Annotated in this window: 10 protein-coding genes; 2 read left to right on the top strand and 8 right to left on the bottom strand. The window is 39.1% G+C overall.

The features are described 5' to 3' along the window. Positions 1-151: 151 nt before the first annotated feature. Together ygfZ and HBA_RS01330 are read left to right on the top strand one after the other, a co-directional pair. The gene (gene ygfZ, locus HBA_RS01335) at positions 152-1,135 is read left to right on the top strand and encodes a tRNA-modifying protein YgfZ (RefSeq protein WP_097032251.1); all 984 of its coding nucleotides are present in this window, start codon (positions 152-154) and stop codon (positions 1,133-1,135) included. A gap of 1,316 nt (positions 1,136-2,451) precedes the next feature. Beyond that, positions 2,452-2,637, top strand: coding sequence for a hypothetical protein (locus tag HBA_RS01330; protein WP_157774244.1), 186 nt, complete (start codon positions 2,452-2,454; stop codon positions 2,635-2,637). 298 nt (positions 2,638-2,935) lie between these two features. Here HBA_RS01330 and ubiI read toward each other — a convergent pair whose 3' ends face one another. The 8 genes from ubiI to HBA_RS01295 all read right to left on the bottom strand — a co-directional run bounded on the left by ubiI (position 2,936) and on the right by HBA_RS01295 (position 15,361). Beyond that, entirely contained in the window at positions 2,936-4,153 is a 1,218-nt protein-coding gene (ubiI, locus tag HBA_RS01325) for an FAD-dependent 2-octaprenylphenol hydroxylase (RefSeq protein WP_097032249.1), read from the bottom strand. A gap of 33 nt (positions 4,154-4,186) precedes the next feature. After that, the gene (gene ubiH, locus HBA_RS01320) at positions 4,187-5,365 is read right to left on the bottom strand and encodes a 2-octaprenyl-6-methoxyphenyl hydroxylase (protein ID WP_097032248.1); all 1,179 of its coding nucleotides are present in this window, start codon (positions 5,363-5,365) and stop codon (positions 4,187-4,189) included. Between the two features lie 3 nt (positions 5,366-5,368). Next, positions 5,369-5,542, bottom strand: coding sequence for a hypothetical protein (locus HBA_RS03455; protein ID WP_157774243.1), 174 nt, complete (start codon positions 5,540-5,542; stop codon positions 5,369-5,371). Positions 5,543-5,801: 259 nt separating this feature from the next. Beyond that, positions 5,802-6,029 carry a hypothetical protein gene (locus tag HBA_RS01315; RefSeq protein WP_157774242.1) on the bottom strand — a complete coding sequence of 76 codons (228 nt, stop codon included), beginning with the start codon at positions 6,027-6,029 and terminating at the stop codon, positions 5,802-5,804. A gap of 3,744 nt (positions 6,030-9,773) precedes the next feature. Continuing rightward, positions 9,774-10,430 carry a ribose-5-phosphate isomerase RpiA gene (gene rpiA, locus HBA_RS01310; protein WP_097032246.1) on the bottom strand — a complete coding sequence of 219 codons (657 nt, stop codon included), beginning with the start codon at positions 10,428-10,430 and terminating at the stop codon, positions 9,774-9,776. A gap of 1,365 nt (positions 10,431-11,795) precedes the next feature. After that, entirely contained in the window at positions 11,796-12,647 is an 852-nt protein-coding gene (gene mscS, locus HBA_RS01305; RefSeq protein ID WP_097032245.1) for a small-conductance mechanosensitive channel MscS, read from the bottom strand. A 349-nt stretch (positions 12,648-12,996) separates the two neighbouring features. Further along, positions 12,997-14,073, bottom strand: a complete 1,077-nt coding sequence (fbaA, locus tag HBA_RS01300; protein ID WP_097032244.1) for a class II fructose-bisphosphate aldolase — start codon at positions 14,071-14,073, stop codon at positions 12,997-12,999. 124 nt (positions 14,074-14,197) lie between these two features. Continuing rightward, positions 14,198-15,361 (bottom strand): phosphoglycerate kinase, encoded by a 1,164-nt coding sequence (locus HBA_RS01295; RefSeq protein ID WP_097032243.1) that lies wholly within the window; start codon positions 15,359-15,361, stop codon positions 14,198-14,200. Positions 15,362-17,549 lie beyond the last annotated feature (2,188 nt).

Below are 17,549 nucleotides of genomic sequence, written 5' to 3'. Positions count from 1 at the left end.
GATGAAATAAAACATTTTACAAGTTTTCACGTTATTTATGCTGCATCCACAATTAGCGCGCATCGAAAAAACCGCAAACAAAATCTGCTTGCAAAACTCGTACAGTTTTTTACCATAATTATATTGTAAAATTACTAATAAAGTATAATTCATGTTCTCTGCAATTTCCTTTCCTTCACATTTGCCATCGCCTTCTAATCATTTGAAATTGACGCTAATTTCGCTGGAAGATTGGGCGTTAATCACACTTAATGGCCCAGACAGCGTTAAATATTTGCATAGTCAGCTGACATGCGATGTAGCATTATTGGATATTGATCGTTTCAGATTTGCTGCCCATTGCAATGCCGAAGGGAAAATGCTTAGCTACCTGTGCATCTTTCACCACCGAGAAGGAATAGCATTTATCGAACGGCGTAGCGTACGCGATAGTCAGTTGGCTGAATTAAAAAAGTATGCCGTTTTTTCTAGAACAACTATCATCGCCGATGATGAGGCGGTGTTGTTAGGTCTGGCCGGTTTTCAGGCAAAAGCAACGCTAGAAAGATTTTTTGCTAAAGTTCCTGATGCAGATCATCCAGTGATGCATTATCAGAAAACAACGCTTCTGTATTTTAATTCACCCACGCCGCGCTTTGTGCTTGTCACCACACAGGCGGTGCGCAATGCTGTGCAACACAAGCTTCAAGGTCAAGCTCAGCTTAACGATAGTCGGCAATGGTTAGCGCTAGATATTGAAGCATGCTATCCAATTATCGATAGTGCCAACAGCAAACAATTTATCCCGCAAGCAGCTAATATCCAAGCTTTAAGCGGCATTGACTTTAACAAAGGCTGTTATACTGGTCAGGAAATAATAGCACGAGCTAAATATCGTGGCGCTAATAAACGTGCCATGTACTGGTTAGTAGGCAAAGCCGGACATCTTCCGAATACCGGCGACTATTTAGAACTAAAAATGGGCAACCTTTGGCGTCCTACAGGTACAGTACTTGCTGCCTGTCAGTTAGCAGATGGCAGCGTTTGGATACAGGCAGTGATAAGTAAAGATCTTGCATCTAACAGTATGCTACGCGTGTGCGATGACGATGCTGGAGAGTTAACCATTCATCCGCTACCGTACATTATCAACTAGTAATTTACCTCACGCTAGATCAATGCATGTCGTTGCAGGCCAAATGGCTGATAATGCGAAACGCATCGGAAAAACAAGTAGATCACAAAAAAATTATACGCGTATTTTTAATACTAAGCCCCTTGCTATATTTAATAGTTGAATCGTATCGTCTCCTAGACGGGAAATACCACTCAGAGTTGGATTACCTCCCGGACACCATCATTACCCAGAAATACACTTATGCCGCTGGATAAACGCTAAATTAACTGATAAATGTACTAAATGCCATAACTAGTTTATGGTGACATCTGTAATAATAGATTATGAGAATACTCATCCAGCTGATGGGTAAAATAGATGAATTATAAAAGGATCTAATACTGATAACTCTCTTACAAGTTAAAATGATACCTTTTAGTTCCACTACTGAATAAACCAAAGACGATTTACGTGGTTTATTATTTCATAAATAACCCAAGCAAATATAAAAGGGGATGGATAACTACAAACCATAGGTCAAGAAAATGAAGTATTCTACAATATTTTATCCTCGTGTTTGTATTTATGAATTAACATCTAATCAACTTGGTTACAGCCAACCACTTCATTTATATCGTTGAGTTAGCTAACGACTGATATTGCTCCTCGTGAATATTAGGACAATAAATATGGTTTCTCTCACACTAGTTTTGTTGATGTTAGCGCTCATACTAATTTCACCAGACTAATTTCAATGACGCATAAAGCATTAGCCTCATCAGTAAGACAACACCATTTGGTGGGATAGTTACTGCGATAACCACTAAAATCTAGTTTAATGATGAAACTGAGTATTGCGTTATAAATATATTAATTACAGAACACAGTTTAATAATTATCGAGATCAAGCACGTCGGCATTACTTCTTTGAGTGGTTTTATTATTTCTTTTAAAGCTTGATACCTTTTCATAGCCATGTATTCAATTTGTTTAGGTGTTAATAACAATTTAATTGACTGTTCCATTATCGTGCACGACGGTGTTTTCTCATCCTAGCGACTTATGGTTGAGCAGCTGAAGTTAATAGCTTTATTAACATATGCATGGTTTATAATATTGACCTCAACAGATAAATGCTTTATTTATCTTCTAGCCGTACAAAATCTATCCTCATATCTTAATCACAATATCACGTCCCGATTACCCTAACATGTTAAAGGGTTAGCGTTACAAGTATCTACTAAACGGCTTAGTCACAAGTGGTAAAATTAACTACTAAGTGGAATTTAATTCGAAAAGAAAATAAATGCCCCTGATCTTTTATGATTTTACCTCAAATATTGAGAATGTTAGTATTGATCGTTTTGTTAAATATCGCGAGTTTAAATAAGATCATTGGTCTAGTAAATGAAGCAAAAACAGCAGAGGCAGCCATCCGTGATATCAATAACAGTTATACGGAGGATGGACGCGAACATGTCAGTATCGTACCCAATAACATTAATCTACTGATAAATAATGAGGTTAATGTTATTATTTAGACTTGAAAATATAACAACATATTGGTGTCGCACGCCAAGTGCTTTTATATAACTAGATCCGCTAAGACATTTTAGCGTTATAAATTCATTACCTGTGAGAATAAAATAGCTCATAAAAGCTACGCAACGTAAAAAAAATATAACTATTATAGTATACTACATAAAATAAAATTTTTCGTACACAAAAGGAATTCCAATAAAAGATTTATATCTCAAGACAACATTTATGCTTTTTAAGCACTGTGGTATGGCACCTGCATTAAACAATGCAATATAAAATAGTAAAATAAAAAATAATTTAATCAAGTGGCTCAGATACTAGCCAGGACGGCAAATCGTTCAATCCCATTGCTTGTTTAATAAAGCATAGTTTTAAGCCAGGTAACGAGTCTACCAATTGTAGACCAGCGGCACGAACCCATTTCTTTAGCGGCTGTTGACCAGCGAAAAGCTCACAAAATCCTTGCATACCTGCCAGAGTTAATGCAGCACTATATTTACGGCGGCGCTCATAAAACTGCAAGTAGGGGTAATGACCAATATCCTTGCCGGATTTTCGTAAACGCCGAACTTCCCCCAATAATTCCGCTACGTCCATAAAGCCCAGATTGACGCCCTGCCCCGCCAAAGGATGAACAGTATGAGCAGCATCACCCACTAACACTAGGCGGTGAGAAGCGAAATTACGCGCATAAAGACCAGTAAGCGGAAAAGTTTGTCGCTCACCATGTAGTTCGCATACTCCCAGAGCTAAACTGAAGTACATAGCCAGATTAGCGTTGAATACTTCAGCGGACACCATCAAAAGCTCTTGTGCCATCGGCGGAGGTAAAGACCAGACGACAGAACTTAAATGAGGATCGCTTAACGGTAAAAACGCTAGAATACCATCGCCGTGAAATACCTGACGAGCAATATTGCCATGAGGCATCGCGGTATGAACGGTTGCTACTAGCGCATGATGTTGGTAGCCCCAAAAAATTATAGGGATATCGGCATGGGTTCGCAACGAAGAGCGTGCACCATCTGCCGCTACAACTAATCTAGTGATAAGCATACGATTATCATTAAGTGTAATTAACACTTCATTTTTACCCCAGGTCACCTGTCGTAGTGTATCAGGTGCAATTAATGTCACCTCAGACAACTGTTCGGCGCGGCGCCATAATGCTTGCTGCATAACTGTATTTTCAATAATATAGCCCAGTTCAGGATATCCAAGCCCAATGCCATCAAAGAAAATTCGCCCAAAACTATCCCGCTCCCATACTTCCACGCCTAGATAAGGATTAGCGTGCATCTCAGTGATAAACTCCCAAACCTGTAAATGATGCAATAAACGCCGGCTAGCAGCATTTATAGCTGAAACCTGCAGAGACGACTGCACAGTAGAGAGAATCGCCTCCGGCGCATGTTTCTCTATAACCGCCACGCGCAGTCCAGTTCCTTGCAAGCCGCAGGCCAACGCTAGACCTACTAGACCGCCACCGTGAATCACAATATCAAATGACTGCATAGCTTATTGAATCCTTGTTTACTTGGCTTTCGGTTATCTGACCACCCAGCCCAGCGTTTTACGCGCCAGAACATTTCGCAACGATGGAATATGAGCCATAGCCATTAATCCAAGATTACGGCACGCCACTAACGATGCGTGCCGATTAGTGAACAGATTAATAAGCCCATCGGTAATACCAACGGTCATTGCTTGATCTAACTGCCTACGACGCTGGTAGCGCGATAGCACGGCGTAATCGCCGATATCTTCCCCCTGCGCCTTAGCATGTATTATGGTTTCCGCTAAAGTCATCACATCGCGCAACCCCAGATTAAAACCCTGCCCGGCAATGGGATGCAGTGTTTGTGCAGCATTTCCCACCAGGGCTAAACGGTGAGAAATATGCCGTTGTGCTGTGCACAACCACAACGGGTAATACTGTCGCTCACTAACGGTCGTAATACGACCGAGCCGCCAGCCAAATAAATGCTGTAATGTTTGGCAAAACTGCCCTTCGTCCCAATCAATAATATCACGCTGATACGTAGCCGGTAGGCACCAAACTAACGAACTGCCTGCACCGAACATAGGTAACAACCCAAGCGATCCATGCGGAGTAAAATGCTCGAAAGCACCTCCTTTATGGGATAAGGAGGTGCTGATATTGGCGATCACCGCAATTTGCTGATAATCCCGGCATCTCCAGGAGATGCCACATTGTGCAGCTAGCGGCGAATGCGAGCCGTCCGCTGCCACCACTAGTAACGCGTTTAGTTCTACACCATTATCTAGGGTAATAAAGTTACCCACTCGCTCTCTCCTGATGTCTTTAAGCATTGCTGGACAATGCAGGTGCACACCTGGAGCCTCGCGTAGCAGGTCAAATAACCGTTTACCGGCCGCATGTAGTTCTACGACATAACCCAATGCCGGCAACCGATAGTCGCTGGCCGTAATCTGAACCTTACTCAAGTGATTTGTGTCACTAACCTCTACCCGGGTAATCGATGTAGCAGAAGATTCCAATGACGGCCATACACCGATCACAATTAGATCGGAACAGGTTCCCTGCGCCAGCGCGATAGCACGGGCATCGAAGACAGAATGTTCGCGGTCTTCCGGCATCCGTGCCTCAACTAAATCGATTTGCATCGTGCCTCGGCTCAGATGCGAAAGAGCTAGTGCCAGTGTTGCACCAGCCATACCACCACCGATAATGGTGACACTCATTTTTTATCCCGATAACATAATAACTTTAATTGCATCGGATTCTTTAACCATAGAAGCAGCAAGACTTTCACTAACCGAAAGGGTAACTATTCTGTCTTTAATGCGGAAACTTATACCGCGGTAGGCAGGAAGAAAACCGGCATCTTTATAGATATCAATATCTAGCTCTACGATCATCACAATGCAAGGCTCCAGTGCCCGAATAAATAATTAACCATACCCATTGATGTCGTAAACATCAAGACTTAAGCCAATGACTCAGGACATTCATAAAAAATTTTGGTGCACATGTTTCTCAATAAGCGTCTTTACCTCCTTCATAGAACATAACATTATAAATCTAGTAACCTACTACATACTACCTCTTCACTCATCTCCTGAATATCAAGATCAGGTTTATAGAGCGCAAAAGCAGGGTTAAACCCTGTTAGAATAACTATTCTAAATCGTACGTTGCGTCAAAGACAATCGGCCATTTTACAGAAAAAATACGGGTTATATTCCCAGCGCATCCATGATATTCACAGTTAACATCGATTAATACCAAATAGTCACTGTTCATCTTAGACACATTTTTTAGTTTGGTGAAAAGTATGACCATTTTCACTGACACCAACAATGGTGTTATAAGACAGATGATGGGAATCATTCCGGTAAAATTCATGCTAAATTTCGCATTACAATTGATACTTATACATACAAAAACGTCATTGCCACATGGCTCGAGCATGCGCCAACGCGTTGATTTGGAAAACAAGTCGCATCACCTCTAAACTCGTTTTCAGATTTTATCAGCCAAATTTCGTGCACTAAAAGACCGTAATTAACTTAGCTATCATTGGCACTTGAAATTGCTGACACGTGTCATCACACAATATATACAGACCGCTAAACAAAAACATATAGGCAAAGTCGTATTTACTATAAGTGTGGTACACTACGTCCAGAACGTCGAGCAACAAATGCAATGAACTGCGGGAAACTAATCCCTCACGATGGGCAGCTACCAAGAAACTCCTTAGGCGCTGTTCCGGCTACCCTCACCGGCCCAGGGGCGACTTCCGGTCTAGATTTCGGTAGTTTGATCGCATGCTTAATTATATAATATGCTGTAGTGATGGTTTTGGCAGTTATTTAATAAAATTAATAGTGACTACGGCTAACTAAAGTCAGTGAATACCAGAAATACTTGTCTTAACGATAAGGATACTGAATAATAGGTACTTCGGCTAGCTTACCGAGACAGCAAAGATCAACGAAGCACTTGCAGCGCCTATTTTGCTAGTAATAGTTGACAACGGCGAGTACATTCTTATAGTGTCATTACCTTAACAAAGTCTAGGTGATGCTTACAACTTTACGCTATAGCCAAGATCCCAAAGTAAAGCTAACGTTAGTGTTAACATAATACTAGATCAAACGATGGCTCACCAAACCAGATAGGCATTAATTAGCTTAACCCGGCCGGGGTTTGCTTTCATAACAACCACACATTAACTTCGCCATTCACTGTTATCAACAATAAATATTAAAGTGGTGCATCTATTTAGCTCATTGCAGTTAGGCCGTATGCACAGCAGCTTATCAAACCGTTTAGATAAACACCAAAAAATCGTCATTAGTCCAATTCATGTATCAATACCTCCTTTTGCGTTACCGTTACACAATATTCCAATTTGTGGCTCATACATCACTACTGCGGTTAATACTAACGTCTATGCTGTGCTAAAAGTCAATTTAAGTTTTTTGTAATCGGTAATATAGATTATGTTTGAATGTGCGTTTCCATCAATTTTGGCAAGATAAGTGTATGTTCTGTTATAAATAACGTTCGTTGCTAACCCCAAAAGGTCTTTATTTTCTATTCAAATAGATTATGGCAATGTTAATTCGCGCTTTGTCGACAATTATGCGTCATTAGCAATGGTTAGCGTGGTAATAAAAACAGGAGGCTCATATGTAAGAACAGACTTTATTAGCATGCAAATACTTGATTGTAAATTAAAGGTCCATGTTGCCAAGAACAACAAAACAGCAAGCAATATACTAAAAAGGCAAAAGATTTTAATAAGCAATTGCAAGATATTAAAATTCAAAATAAAGTTAACAAATATCTACTGGCTTATTTTAATATCCTACCTACACATCAGCAATTAATTAGAGTAGGAAAGTTGAAAGCTTTATGTTGATGCAACAAATAGAAAACAGCACATTAGTTTATTGCAGTAAAATATTGAGCAAGCGTTGATATAACCAGGTTGCATAATGCATAAAGAACGTCCGGATAGTTAAAAGTTTATAAAACAACATATAACACACCATGAGTTGTTTGGTTTAATCCCTCCATAGGCTGGAAACCAAATTATCATGCATTGTGTACCAGAAAATAAATATTTAGGCTAATATTTAATACCACAATAATGTAGATCTTCTTAACGAGTGCGCATACTAAGTTCATTAAAAATGATGTAAGACCTACAATATTGTATTATTGTGTATTAAAAATGTTATGGGGACATTCCATAATAAAATTTATTAGAATGCCTAATTAAACAAAATTTGCCTCATGGCTATCGTTAACAGGAAAATATTATTGTGAAATATTCGAATAACTATATGTGATAACTCTGGCTAACGTAGTTAACTCAGGAAGAAATAGCAACCGCACTTCACGTTATTAGGTATGCCATGAAAGATGCATGTATATAGGGACTACCCGAAAACCCTAGGCGTATTAATTGTATTTGATAGCGAAAGATAAATACTTATCATTTTATTGATACCTATGGGCCGAGAAACAAACTTTGTTATTTAGCGGTGCTTAATCCTTTTAATTTCCCTCCTCCTAAAGATATTACTGTTTATGCATAATATATACAGATAGTACATCTATGTGTAAAACTAGGCAAGGCCATACCGAGAAACTAGGTGAAATCTTATCCTACCATTACCACTGGTGGGCTTGCTAAATATTCAGCTTACGACGTTTATTATATTTGATTAACAGTAATTGATAGTAGTGTTACGGCATTGGCTGTTATGAACATATTTAACATGTGTTAGCGAGAAAAACCTTTTATACCTGAGATATATTCAACCACAAAAGCCAGCAGTTAAGCGCCTCTCTCCACGCTAGTTAGGAACTCTGACATGTTTCACCAAAAATTATTAATTTCCCTAGATCCAGGATCACTAGCATGAATGATGGATGCATAAATATGCAGTATATCAAAAGAACCAAAATCATTCTCATGGAAAATACAGCAAGTTGTACAACATTATTTGTGATACTCAGGCAATAACAACTCAATAAAATTAACCACCGATAAAATGATACTACATTGTCGGAATTCTTTCCTGGTTGGTCGGTTTAATGCTATGTTGATATTTTCTTGGGATTACTGAATTACGTCACTGATATACAGCCTAAAAATAACATTGTTAAACCTAAGCAACGGCGAAGTTAAAAGATTTATTATTAAATACTAGTTCTTCTAAAAAAATCAATAACAAATAGAATCGGTCACATAATTGTAGTCAGTATCCTAACACAAAGTCTAAACTTTACACGATAATACCGCGGAAAGAGTTAATAAAAACTTACTGTATTCAATTTGCACAAACTCAATTCCCCTATTCATCATCATAGTGCGAGCAAAACGGCATCTAGGATATACAGACTTACCATATTACTTATTGTAATTCATCTAGGATCAATAGATCGTAATCTGTTAGAAATTATCTAGCGTGCATCTTGCTTTTTGATATTGTAAAAGCTAACCTTGTATCCCTTATAGATACTAATAAGTATACTAAATTACGTTTTGATATGGTCTCATATAGCTAATAAGCCGCGTTTTTTGACTAGTTACTGTATTATAGGGCTTTACTTCTTTACGTCCGTTTGTAAGCTTGGGCCCAAACAGGATGTTAGTATCAGAAATAATTCATTCACGTTTTTACGACTAAATTCTTATCAGAAGAAAATGCATTAAACACCTAGACGCAAATTATTCATCTTGGTCGACAAAATTGCTTTGGATAAAAGCATTCTTCACTATCACTATTTTCTCCTATGCGGATAAAGCACTCATTCTGTTAAATGAGTGCGAGAATGATTACTGACAAAGTGTACGGTGCCGATCGCGTTTTTATTATTTTGGTCTCAAAATATGCTTTTGATATATACAATTGCTTTAACCAAATAATTTTAAATTCTTAATCACTTATAGATGCAATTATATTAAACTATCAAAACTTTAATCTTATGTAGTGTTAATATTTTTGACCCTTTACGTCTCCTGACAAGATAGAGGCAATAAATGGCGTTATGCTAAATAACCTATTTATTATAGTGGGAGTAATTAGTATAGATTACTGTCAGGTAAGCCACTTATCGACTATCAGTTTATCTGATGATTTTAATGCCCTGTTTACTACTAATAAGCGCTAAATCAGCACCGCGGCGCGCAAACAGGCCGACAGTTACGACCCCTGAAATATTATTAATTTGCTCTTCAAGAGTCACTGCATCTAGGATTAACATATTATGAACATCTAAAATAATATTATTGTTATCAGTTACTACTCCGCGGCGATAAACTGGCTGTCCGCCTAGGCGAACCAGTTCACGGGCAACCCAAGAACGAGCCATGGGAATCACTTCTACTGGAAGTGGAAACGTGCCAAGCACGTCAACCAACTTACTAGAATCAGCGATACAAATAAACTTGCAAGCGACGGCAGCAATGATTTTTTCGCGAGTAAGCGCGGCACCGCCACCTTTTATCATCTGCATGCTACCGTTTATCTCATCAGCGCCATCGACATAGAGATCTAAAACATCGACATCATTAAGGTCAAATAGAGGAATCCCTAGACTCTTCAGTTTGGTGGAAGATGACTCTGAGCTAGAAACAACTCCCTCGATTTGATGCTTTATCGATTTCAGTGCGTCAATGAAATGCGCTGCTGTAGAACCGGTTCCCACACCTACAATTGTACCTGGATGGACATATTTCAACGCAGCCCACCCCACCGCCTTTTTAAGTTCATCCTGAGTCATGGTCTATATTTCTACCTATGTGCACCCCTATGTCAGTTACCAATACAAATTAATTTTGGCCGCGATAACCTGAATATTTTAAAAAAACTAGATCTAAAACAAACCTATATCAGGATTAATATCCTGCGCACGCAATAATATAAATTGTACGTCATAGTGCAGAGTTCACTGGTTAACATAGGATAAAATAAATAAAACTACCAAATTATCAAAGGCTAAAAAGAAGATTTAAAGCTATAATACAAGAGTTCGTTTTTAAACGCAACTTACAGAAACTATGTACTACTCAGTAGACCGTGTGGCATAAAATAAAACAATATAAAAATATGTTTAGCAAGCTACTGCTAGTACGAACTATCTTGCATCCGCCACAAGAGATTAAAGTATTGGCATGTTATGTTATGCATTAAGTAAATTAGCTCAGATAAGAATAGCTCGACTATTATATGACAAAGATACCACGTAGCCACCATTATCTTTATATCAGTTAATATTAACAGCCTCACGACCTGGCAACGGAAGACGCAAAAGTCAGTGCTGAGAGATGACCCGATCCGATTAAATATGCGGGTAGAACACACATTATTACACAAGAGCTCAGCGAGCCTTTAGCAAATTGATAGAAATGGTCAATATTATCCTGAACTACGTTTTCTGTAGACTGCTGCCTGTACACATTCGATTATTTGATCGTAATAGAAAGATTGAGCTAGGTGATACAACGAGCAATAGCCAGCACAAACAGGTGACGATTTCCTCTGCGATAATGAATTTATCCTCCGCAGGTAGGTGATAATCAAAACTATCCTGATAAATTTTAAGTAAAAACGTCACATATGGCCTGCTAGTGGTTTAATAACCGTGGCTTCTCAGCCAGCCTTACATAATAAATATATCGTAATACAAAATGATATTTAAAAAATAACGCCAATGAATTTACTACCACGTCGCGGTAAGAATACCTACAAAAACGTACGTTTAAGAATATATGCACAAAGAGGATTTAAAATGTCTAGATGTAGCAAGGCACGGCACTAAAGGGAACTAATAAACAAGGCAAAGTATATCTTTTAGCCACGCTGCCCAAAAAATAGGCAACTCTGATTTTAACCCTAGCGAATCGCGCTATGAGCAATATACGCGGTACAAGTAAACGTGAAGCAATTGCTATTGGTAGCAAAGCTACTTTCTCTAGCTAATGATTCTAATCATTCAGCTGATAGTATCAAATTGCTAAATCTTTTGAAGATAGCTTAAAACCGGGCATAAGAGGTTAGCCACTATTACACTTGTTAGTTTTTTTAAAACCGCACGAAAAATAATCGACAATATCGCGTTGTTGTCGGTCTGCTGATTTTGATTTGGTTACTGCTTTGACATACGGTATAAATGTACATTAATCTGTGGATATGGAATGTTAATCTGATGCTTATTTAAAGCTATCTTAGTTTTTTCCAGCAAATCGAACATAGCGTTTTGATGATCGCGATGAGGTACCCAAGCTCGCACTATGAAATCCATTGAGGACGGGCTGAATGCATTTAACCGAACAGTTAGTCCCATGTCATGGATCACCCGGCTATCAGCAACCAAGATATCAGTGATAATCTTTTTTACGACCTCGATATCAGCATTATAGCTAACGCTGATGATAGTATCGATTAATCGATTAGGCTCCTGGGAAAAGTTAGTAATATTGCCGGAGATAATTTTGCTGTTGGGCACCACCACAATCTTTCCATCGTAGGTTTTTAGTGTAGTAGAAAAAATATGCACTACCAAAACTTTGCCCGAAGTGCCGGCAAAATCAACATAATCTCCAGTGTGAAAATGGCGGAAAGTAACTAACAGTACTCCTGCCGCAAAGTTAGACAAGGATCCTTGCAAAGCCAGTCCAATTGCTAAACCAGCTGCACCGATAACAGCGATTACTGAGTCTGTTTGTACGCCTATTCGGTTCAGGGCGGCAATGAGAGTAAATATTACAATACCGTAGCGCAAAATTGCCGAGACAAAATTAACTACCGTGGCGTCAATGTGCCGCCTTTTCATCATCCTGGTTAGAGTACGGGAAATAACCCCCGCGACAAGCAGACCAATAAATAGGATAATAATTACAGCAATGATATTCACCGCATAATTAATCAGTAATTCTTGATTATTCACTAGCCAGTTACTGGCATGATTTATTTGATTTACAACGTCTATATCTTCCATTTAAGTTTCCCGCTCTGGCTTATGACATAGGTCCTTCGGACCGGTCCCGGGGGCAGGACATATGTATCCTTACAATGCAACAACTTAATCAAACCGGAGCAATTAAAAATCTGCAAAATAAAATGATTTATCAGGTTAATACCGACTTAAACATTCCTAATCCTCCTACTATGAATCTTGACCACAAAACGCTAGATGTGATCTAGATAAGGACCTACCATAATTACCATAATGTATCATGCAGCAGAACATGTACTACCTTCCAGTGCATTACTCAGTTAATATTACTTCGTACCTCACCTAACTACACGGCGAGAAGTCAGGCACAGTAACAACCTCACTGTACTATTTAGAGTACGTCGATAGCATTTAGTTCCTTGAAAGCCAGTTCCAAACGAGTTATCATGGATAACTGACTAGCGCGAATCCATACACGCGGATCATAAAACTTTTTATTGGGTTTATCGACGCCTTCGGGATTGCCCAGCTGAGCCTGCAAATAACCTTTGTTCTTTTGATAATATTTTAAAATACCTTCCCAAGACGCCCACTGGGTATCGGTATCGATGTTCATCTTTACCACACCATAACTGATAGCTTCCTTAATATCTTCCGGAGAGGATCCCGAGCCGCCATGGAAAACTAAGTTTAAGGATTTAGCGGGTAAACCAAATTTTTCTGAAACATATTGTTGATAATTATTAAGAGCTTTTGGTGTAAGTTGAACGTTGCCAGGCTTGTACACGCCGTGGACATTACCAAAAGCAGCCGCAACAGTAAAACGCGGTGAGATGGCATTTAATTTCTCATAAGCATAAGCGACATCTTGCGGTTGAGTATACAACGCGGAGTTATCTAAATGACTATTATCCACGCCATCTTCTTCGCCGCCGGTACAACCCAGCTCTATTTCCAGAGTAATATCAAGATTCGCCATACGCGCTAGATATTTGGAACTGATTTCAATGTTTTCTTTTAGCGACTCTTCAGATAAGTCAATCATATGGGAGGAGAAGAGCGGCTTGCCAGTAGTTGCATAATACTTCTCGCCAGCGGCAAGCAACCCATCGAGCCACGGCAGTAGATTTTTGGAGCAATGGTCAGTATGCAGGATCACCGGAATCCCATAATACTCAGCTATATGATGCACGTGCATTGCTCCAGACACCGCACCAAGAACAGCAGCGGTATGTCCTTCGGACTGCAAACCTTTGCCAGCGATAAAAGAAGCGCCTCCATTAGAGAACTGTATAATAATTGGCGCACGCACTTTAGAAGCCGCTTCTAATGAAGCGTTAATGGAATCAGTGCCCACACAGTTTACGGCTGGTAAAGCAAAATTTTTTTCTTTCGCGACAGCAAACACGTGTTGAACACCATCACCGGTAACGACACCTGGTTTAACATAATCGAAAATTTTAGACATATTGCTTTATCCTATTTTATAGGTCATTAAGAAAAGGAAAAAATGCCTCATCGCCACAGTTAGAGTTTATATACAACTAGCCAAGAAAACGACGAATACTTAAAACATCTAAAATTCTTAATACTCAATGTTTGGCACGTGCTTCTAGCATGTCTACCACGGGTAATTTGTTACCTTCGATAAATTCAAGAAAAGCGCCACCTCCAGTAGAAATATAAGAGATTTGATCGGCAACGCCAAACAGATCGATCGCCGCTAAAGTATCACCACCGCCTGCGATAGAGAATGCCTTACTAGCGCCTATAGCGCGCGCCAACACTTCGGTTCCTTTCCTAAAATTGATAAACTCAAACACGCCTACAGGGCCATTCCACAAAATTGTTTTGGCATTTTTCAAAATTTTAGCTAAACTGGCAACGGATGCGTCGCCCAGATCAAGGATCTGTTCATTATCCTGAATATCACTGGTAGATTTCAGTATTGCAGTGGTAGTTTCAGAGAATTCGGTGGCAACACGAACATCATTAGGTACGAGAATATTGCAGCGTTTCAGCAAACGTTTAGCTTCCGGAATTAAATCGGCTTCGTAGAGCGATTTGCCAACATTGTGCCCCATGGCAGCAACGAAAGTATTGGCAATGCCGCCACCAACTATGAGTTTATCAGCAATTTTGGATAGAGAGTCCAATATAGTCAGTTTAGTAGAAACTTTTGAGCCACCAACGATGGCCACCATCGGCCTATCCGGATTATCTAGCGCTTTACTCAACGACTCAATTTCATTAAACAAAAGTGTGCCAGCGCAGGCGATGGGGGAAAATTTGACTACGCCATGAGTGGAAGCTTGGGCACGATGTGCAGTACCGAAGGCATCCATTACACACACATCGCAAAGCGCGGCATATTTTTTTGCAAGAGTTTCTTCATTTGTTTTTTCACCTTTATTAAAGCGCACATTTTCTAACACCACCAGTTCTTTTTCAGTGGTCTCAACGCCATCGAGGTAATCTTTGACTAAACGAACTGGTAAAGATAGTTTATCTTTCAAATAATCTACTACTGGTTGCAAAGAATACTCGTCGTTGTATTTTCCTTCTGTAGGACGGCCAAGATGAGAGGTAACCATGACGCGCGCACCTTGTTTTAGCGCTGCTTTAATAGTAGGTAGAGAAGCGCGGATGCGCGCATCGGAAGTGACTTTTCTGTTCATAACCGGTACATTCATATCGGAACGGATAAAAACACGTTTACCAGCCAAATCCAGATCGGTCATTTTCATTACAGTCATTGTAAACCCTTTTATTTGATTGCCAAACTTCCTTAGTAACGGAACAAAATTTCCTTACATTAAGTAAGAAATGCACTCAGTATTACCGCAATTTATCAGAAAATCATGCACAATGCTAAAAATACATAAATCAAATCGAAACAAGCTACAATTTTTAGGCGCTTACGCACGGCAAAATGCCAAAAGAAAGCCACACATTCCCCAGAGCCAAAGTTAGAAGAAACCTAACGAACTTCGGGCCGTGTCGTCTACATACACGTAAGGGGTAATCGCTATGTCAAACGTGAAATCGATGATACCCCGGCGGCATCCGTGTAATACGCGAATTACACGCTAACTACAGACACAAGCAACTGCAAGCGTTAGACACCAGTTAATTATCATGATAATAACTCATTATACTAATCATCATCCCTTATCCTTAACGTTATTCATTTTAGGTAACAAGTAAAACTTGTAATAAAACGAGTAAACTACATATAGATCTGCCTTTGAATTCCTTTAGGAATTCATTTTACAATCCGACATCCAAATTATTTTTAACTAATTAATAAAACGAGTCAGTAGCATATATGAATCAAACTGAAAATAACACAGCATTATGGAAGCCAGTATCTTCTTTGTCCTATGAATTCACTTTCATGACACCATCTTAATTGCATAAACATATACAGTGGTAGTATAGACAAACAAGTTATGCACATTGACAAAATTTCCCGATAGAGGCTCAACAACGAAAAATTTATAACTAACGCATTATATAACATATCATAAGAAAATTACGTCCCCCCGCGTAGCAATAACTGGCTACATCAATATAATAAATAAACGTTACTATCAGATTCGTAAGTGATGCAAAGTAAGAAAGAACATAAAGCACAGCACGCCTATCAGGGGGACTTATTTTGCTCTCTCAGAGAGAAAAAACAGACGATAGTTAGTTGATCGCCCATGCTTTCGGCATCGATTATAAAAGCTAAAAGCTAACATACAGAACTGAATCGTCATAAACTATACCGCTAGTCGGTTAATATACTCCCATTACTCAGATCGAAATACGTTTAAATTAAGCGGCAAACATTAAAATAAAACTACTAGAACCAAGCACGTTATGTCAAATTCAACATACCGTGCATATATTACGTATAAACATTATAAAAATTACTTTAACTGCTCCGTAACTATTCATGTAATGCGCAATGGTTACGTGACTATCTGCATTGCATTAAAGAAATTTACTACAGGCTTCTAATAAATACGCGCGATAGAGCATCAGCCTCAGGCGATGTATAGCGCACTGAATACAGTTGCGCTATACATCGCGCAATGACATTAAAATCAGCACCGTGTGTTGCGCCTATTCCGCACGACCTGACTCAGTCATCTAAATCTAGTGCGAGAAATCGTGTTTATTACAAATATAGCTTATGTCCCCAAATCACATTGTTTGCATATTAATTCAAACCATAATTGTCTGCGCCATAGTACTATGGAACGCACCCATTCATAATAATCTTATAGAACACCTCCGACGTTAAAACACTTATCTAAAAATCAACTTTAAAATGCAATATTAACATAAAAGCGCGTTGATTCATGCCCGCCAAAGCGATATCGCGTATATTTTCGACAAGTGAGAACTTTGAGAAGTTAAGTAAAATACAGTAGTTGCAAATTGTCCAGCGGGTACTTTGCGCGCAAGATATTGACCAGAATGCAGTACCTGCGCCGACGCCAAACTAAAGAAGATTTCGCACCTACTCTGGATTACTTATTTACTAGAGAAGCTATGTAAGCGTAATCACTCCTATGCTCCGAAGCGCGGCACTACATTTAGTCACTTATCCCACTTTAGCGCAATCTGATTTTGGATAGTTTTTCTGTCATGGGATAAACTTTATGATTTATTTTTTTCACCAATAAACACAAAGAAAATATATTACCTGTCTTTGTAGTTTGCTGCAAACGAGTACTGCGCTAATCATGCCGACATGAGCCAATACCGCGCTATTAGTTCTGTCTTATAACAAGACTACAAGACGAAAATGATAATTACAATTGCTTAAAGATTCGATAATGTGAGCAAGTACGAGTTAACTTTGATATCGTAAAACAAACAATAGCAGCCCTGATAACAAAAGAATTCCGCTTCTGACAAAAGCACAGCATTAATAGAATATAATTGGTT

Source organism: Sodalis endosymbiont of Henestaris halophilus (assembly GCF_900161835.1).
In the GTDB taxonomy this organism is placed as follows: Bacteria; Pseudomonadota; Gammaproteobacteria; order Enterobacterales; family Enterobacteriaceae.
The sequence above is the reverse complement of the archived record's forward strand: the minus strand, read 5'-3'. Positions and strand labels throughout refer to the sequence as shown.

Coding starts and splice junctions, on each gene's coding strand:
- ygfZ (WP_097032251.1), top strand. CDS start 152: ATGTTCTCTGCAATTTCCTTTCCTTCACATTTGCCATCGCCTTCTAAT.
- ubiI (WP_097032249.1), bottom strand. CDS start 4,153: ATGCAGTCATTTGATATTGTGATTCACGGTGGCGGTCTAGTAGGTCTA.
- ubiH (WP_097032248.1), bottom strand. CDS start 5,365: ATGAGTGTCACCATTATCGGTGGTGGTATGGCTGGTGCAACACTGGCA.
- HBA_RS03455 (WP_157774243.1), bottom strand. CDS start 5,542: ATGATCGTAGAGCTAGATATTGATATCTATAAAGATGCCGGTTTTCTT.
- HBA_RS01315 (WP_157774242.1), bottom strand. CDS start 6,029: ATGAATTTTACCGGAATGATTCCCATCATCTGTCTTATAACACCATTG.
- rpiA (WP_097032246.1), bottom strand. CDS start 10,430: ATGACTCAGGATGAACTTAAAAAGGCGGTGGGGTGGGCTGCGTTGAAA.
- mscS (WP_097032245.1), bottom strand. CDS start 12,647: ATGGAAGATATAGACGTTGTAAATCAAATAAATCATGCCAGTAACTGG.
- fbaA (WP_097032244.1), bottom strand. CDS start 14,073: ATGTCTAAAATTTTCGATTATGTTAAACCAGGTGTCGTTACCGGTGAT.
- HBA_RS01295 (WP_097032243.1), bottom strand. CDS start 15,361: ATGACTGTAATGAAAATGACCGATCTGGATTTGGCTGGTAAACGTGTT.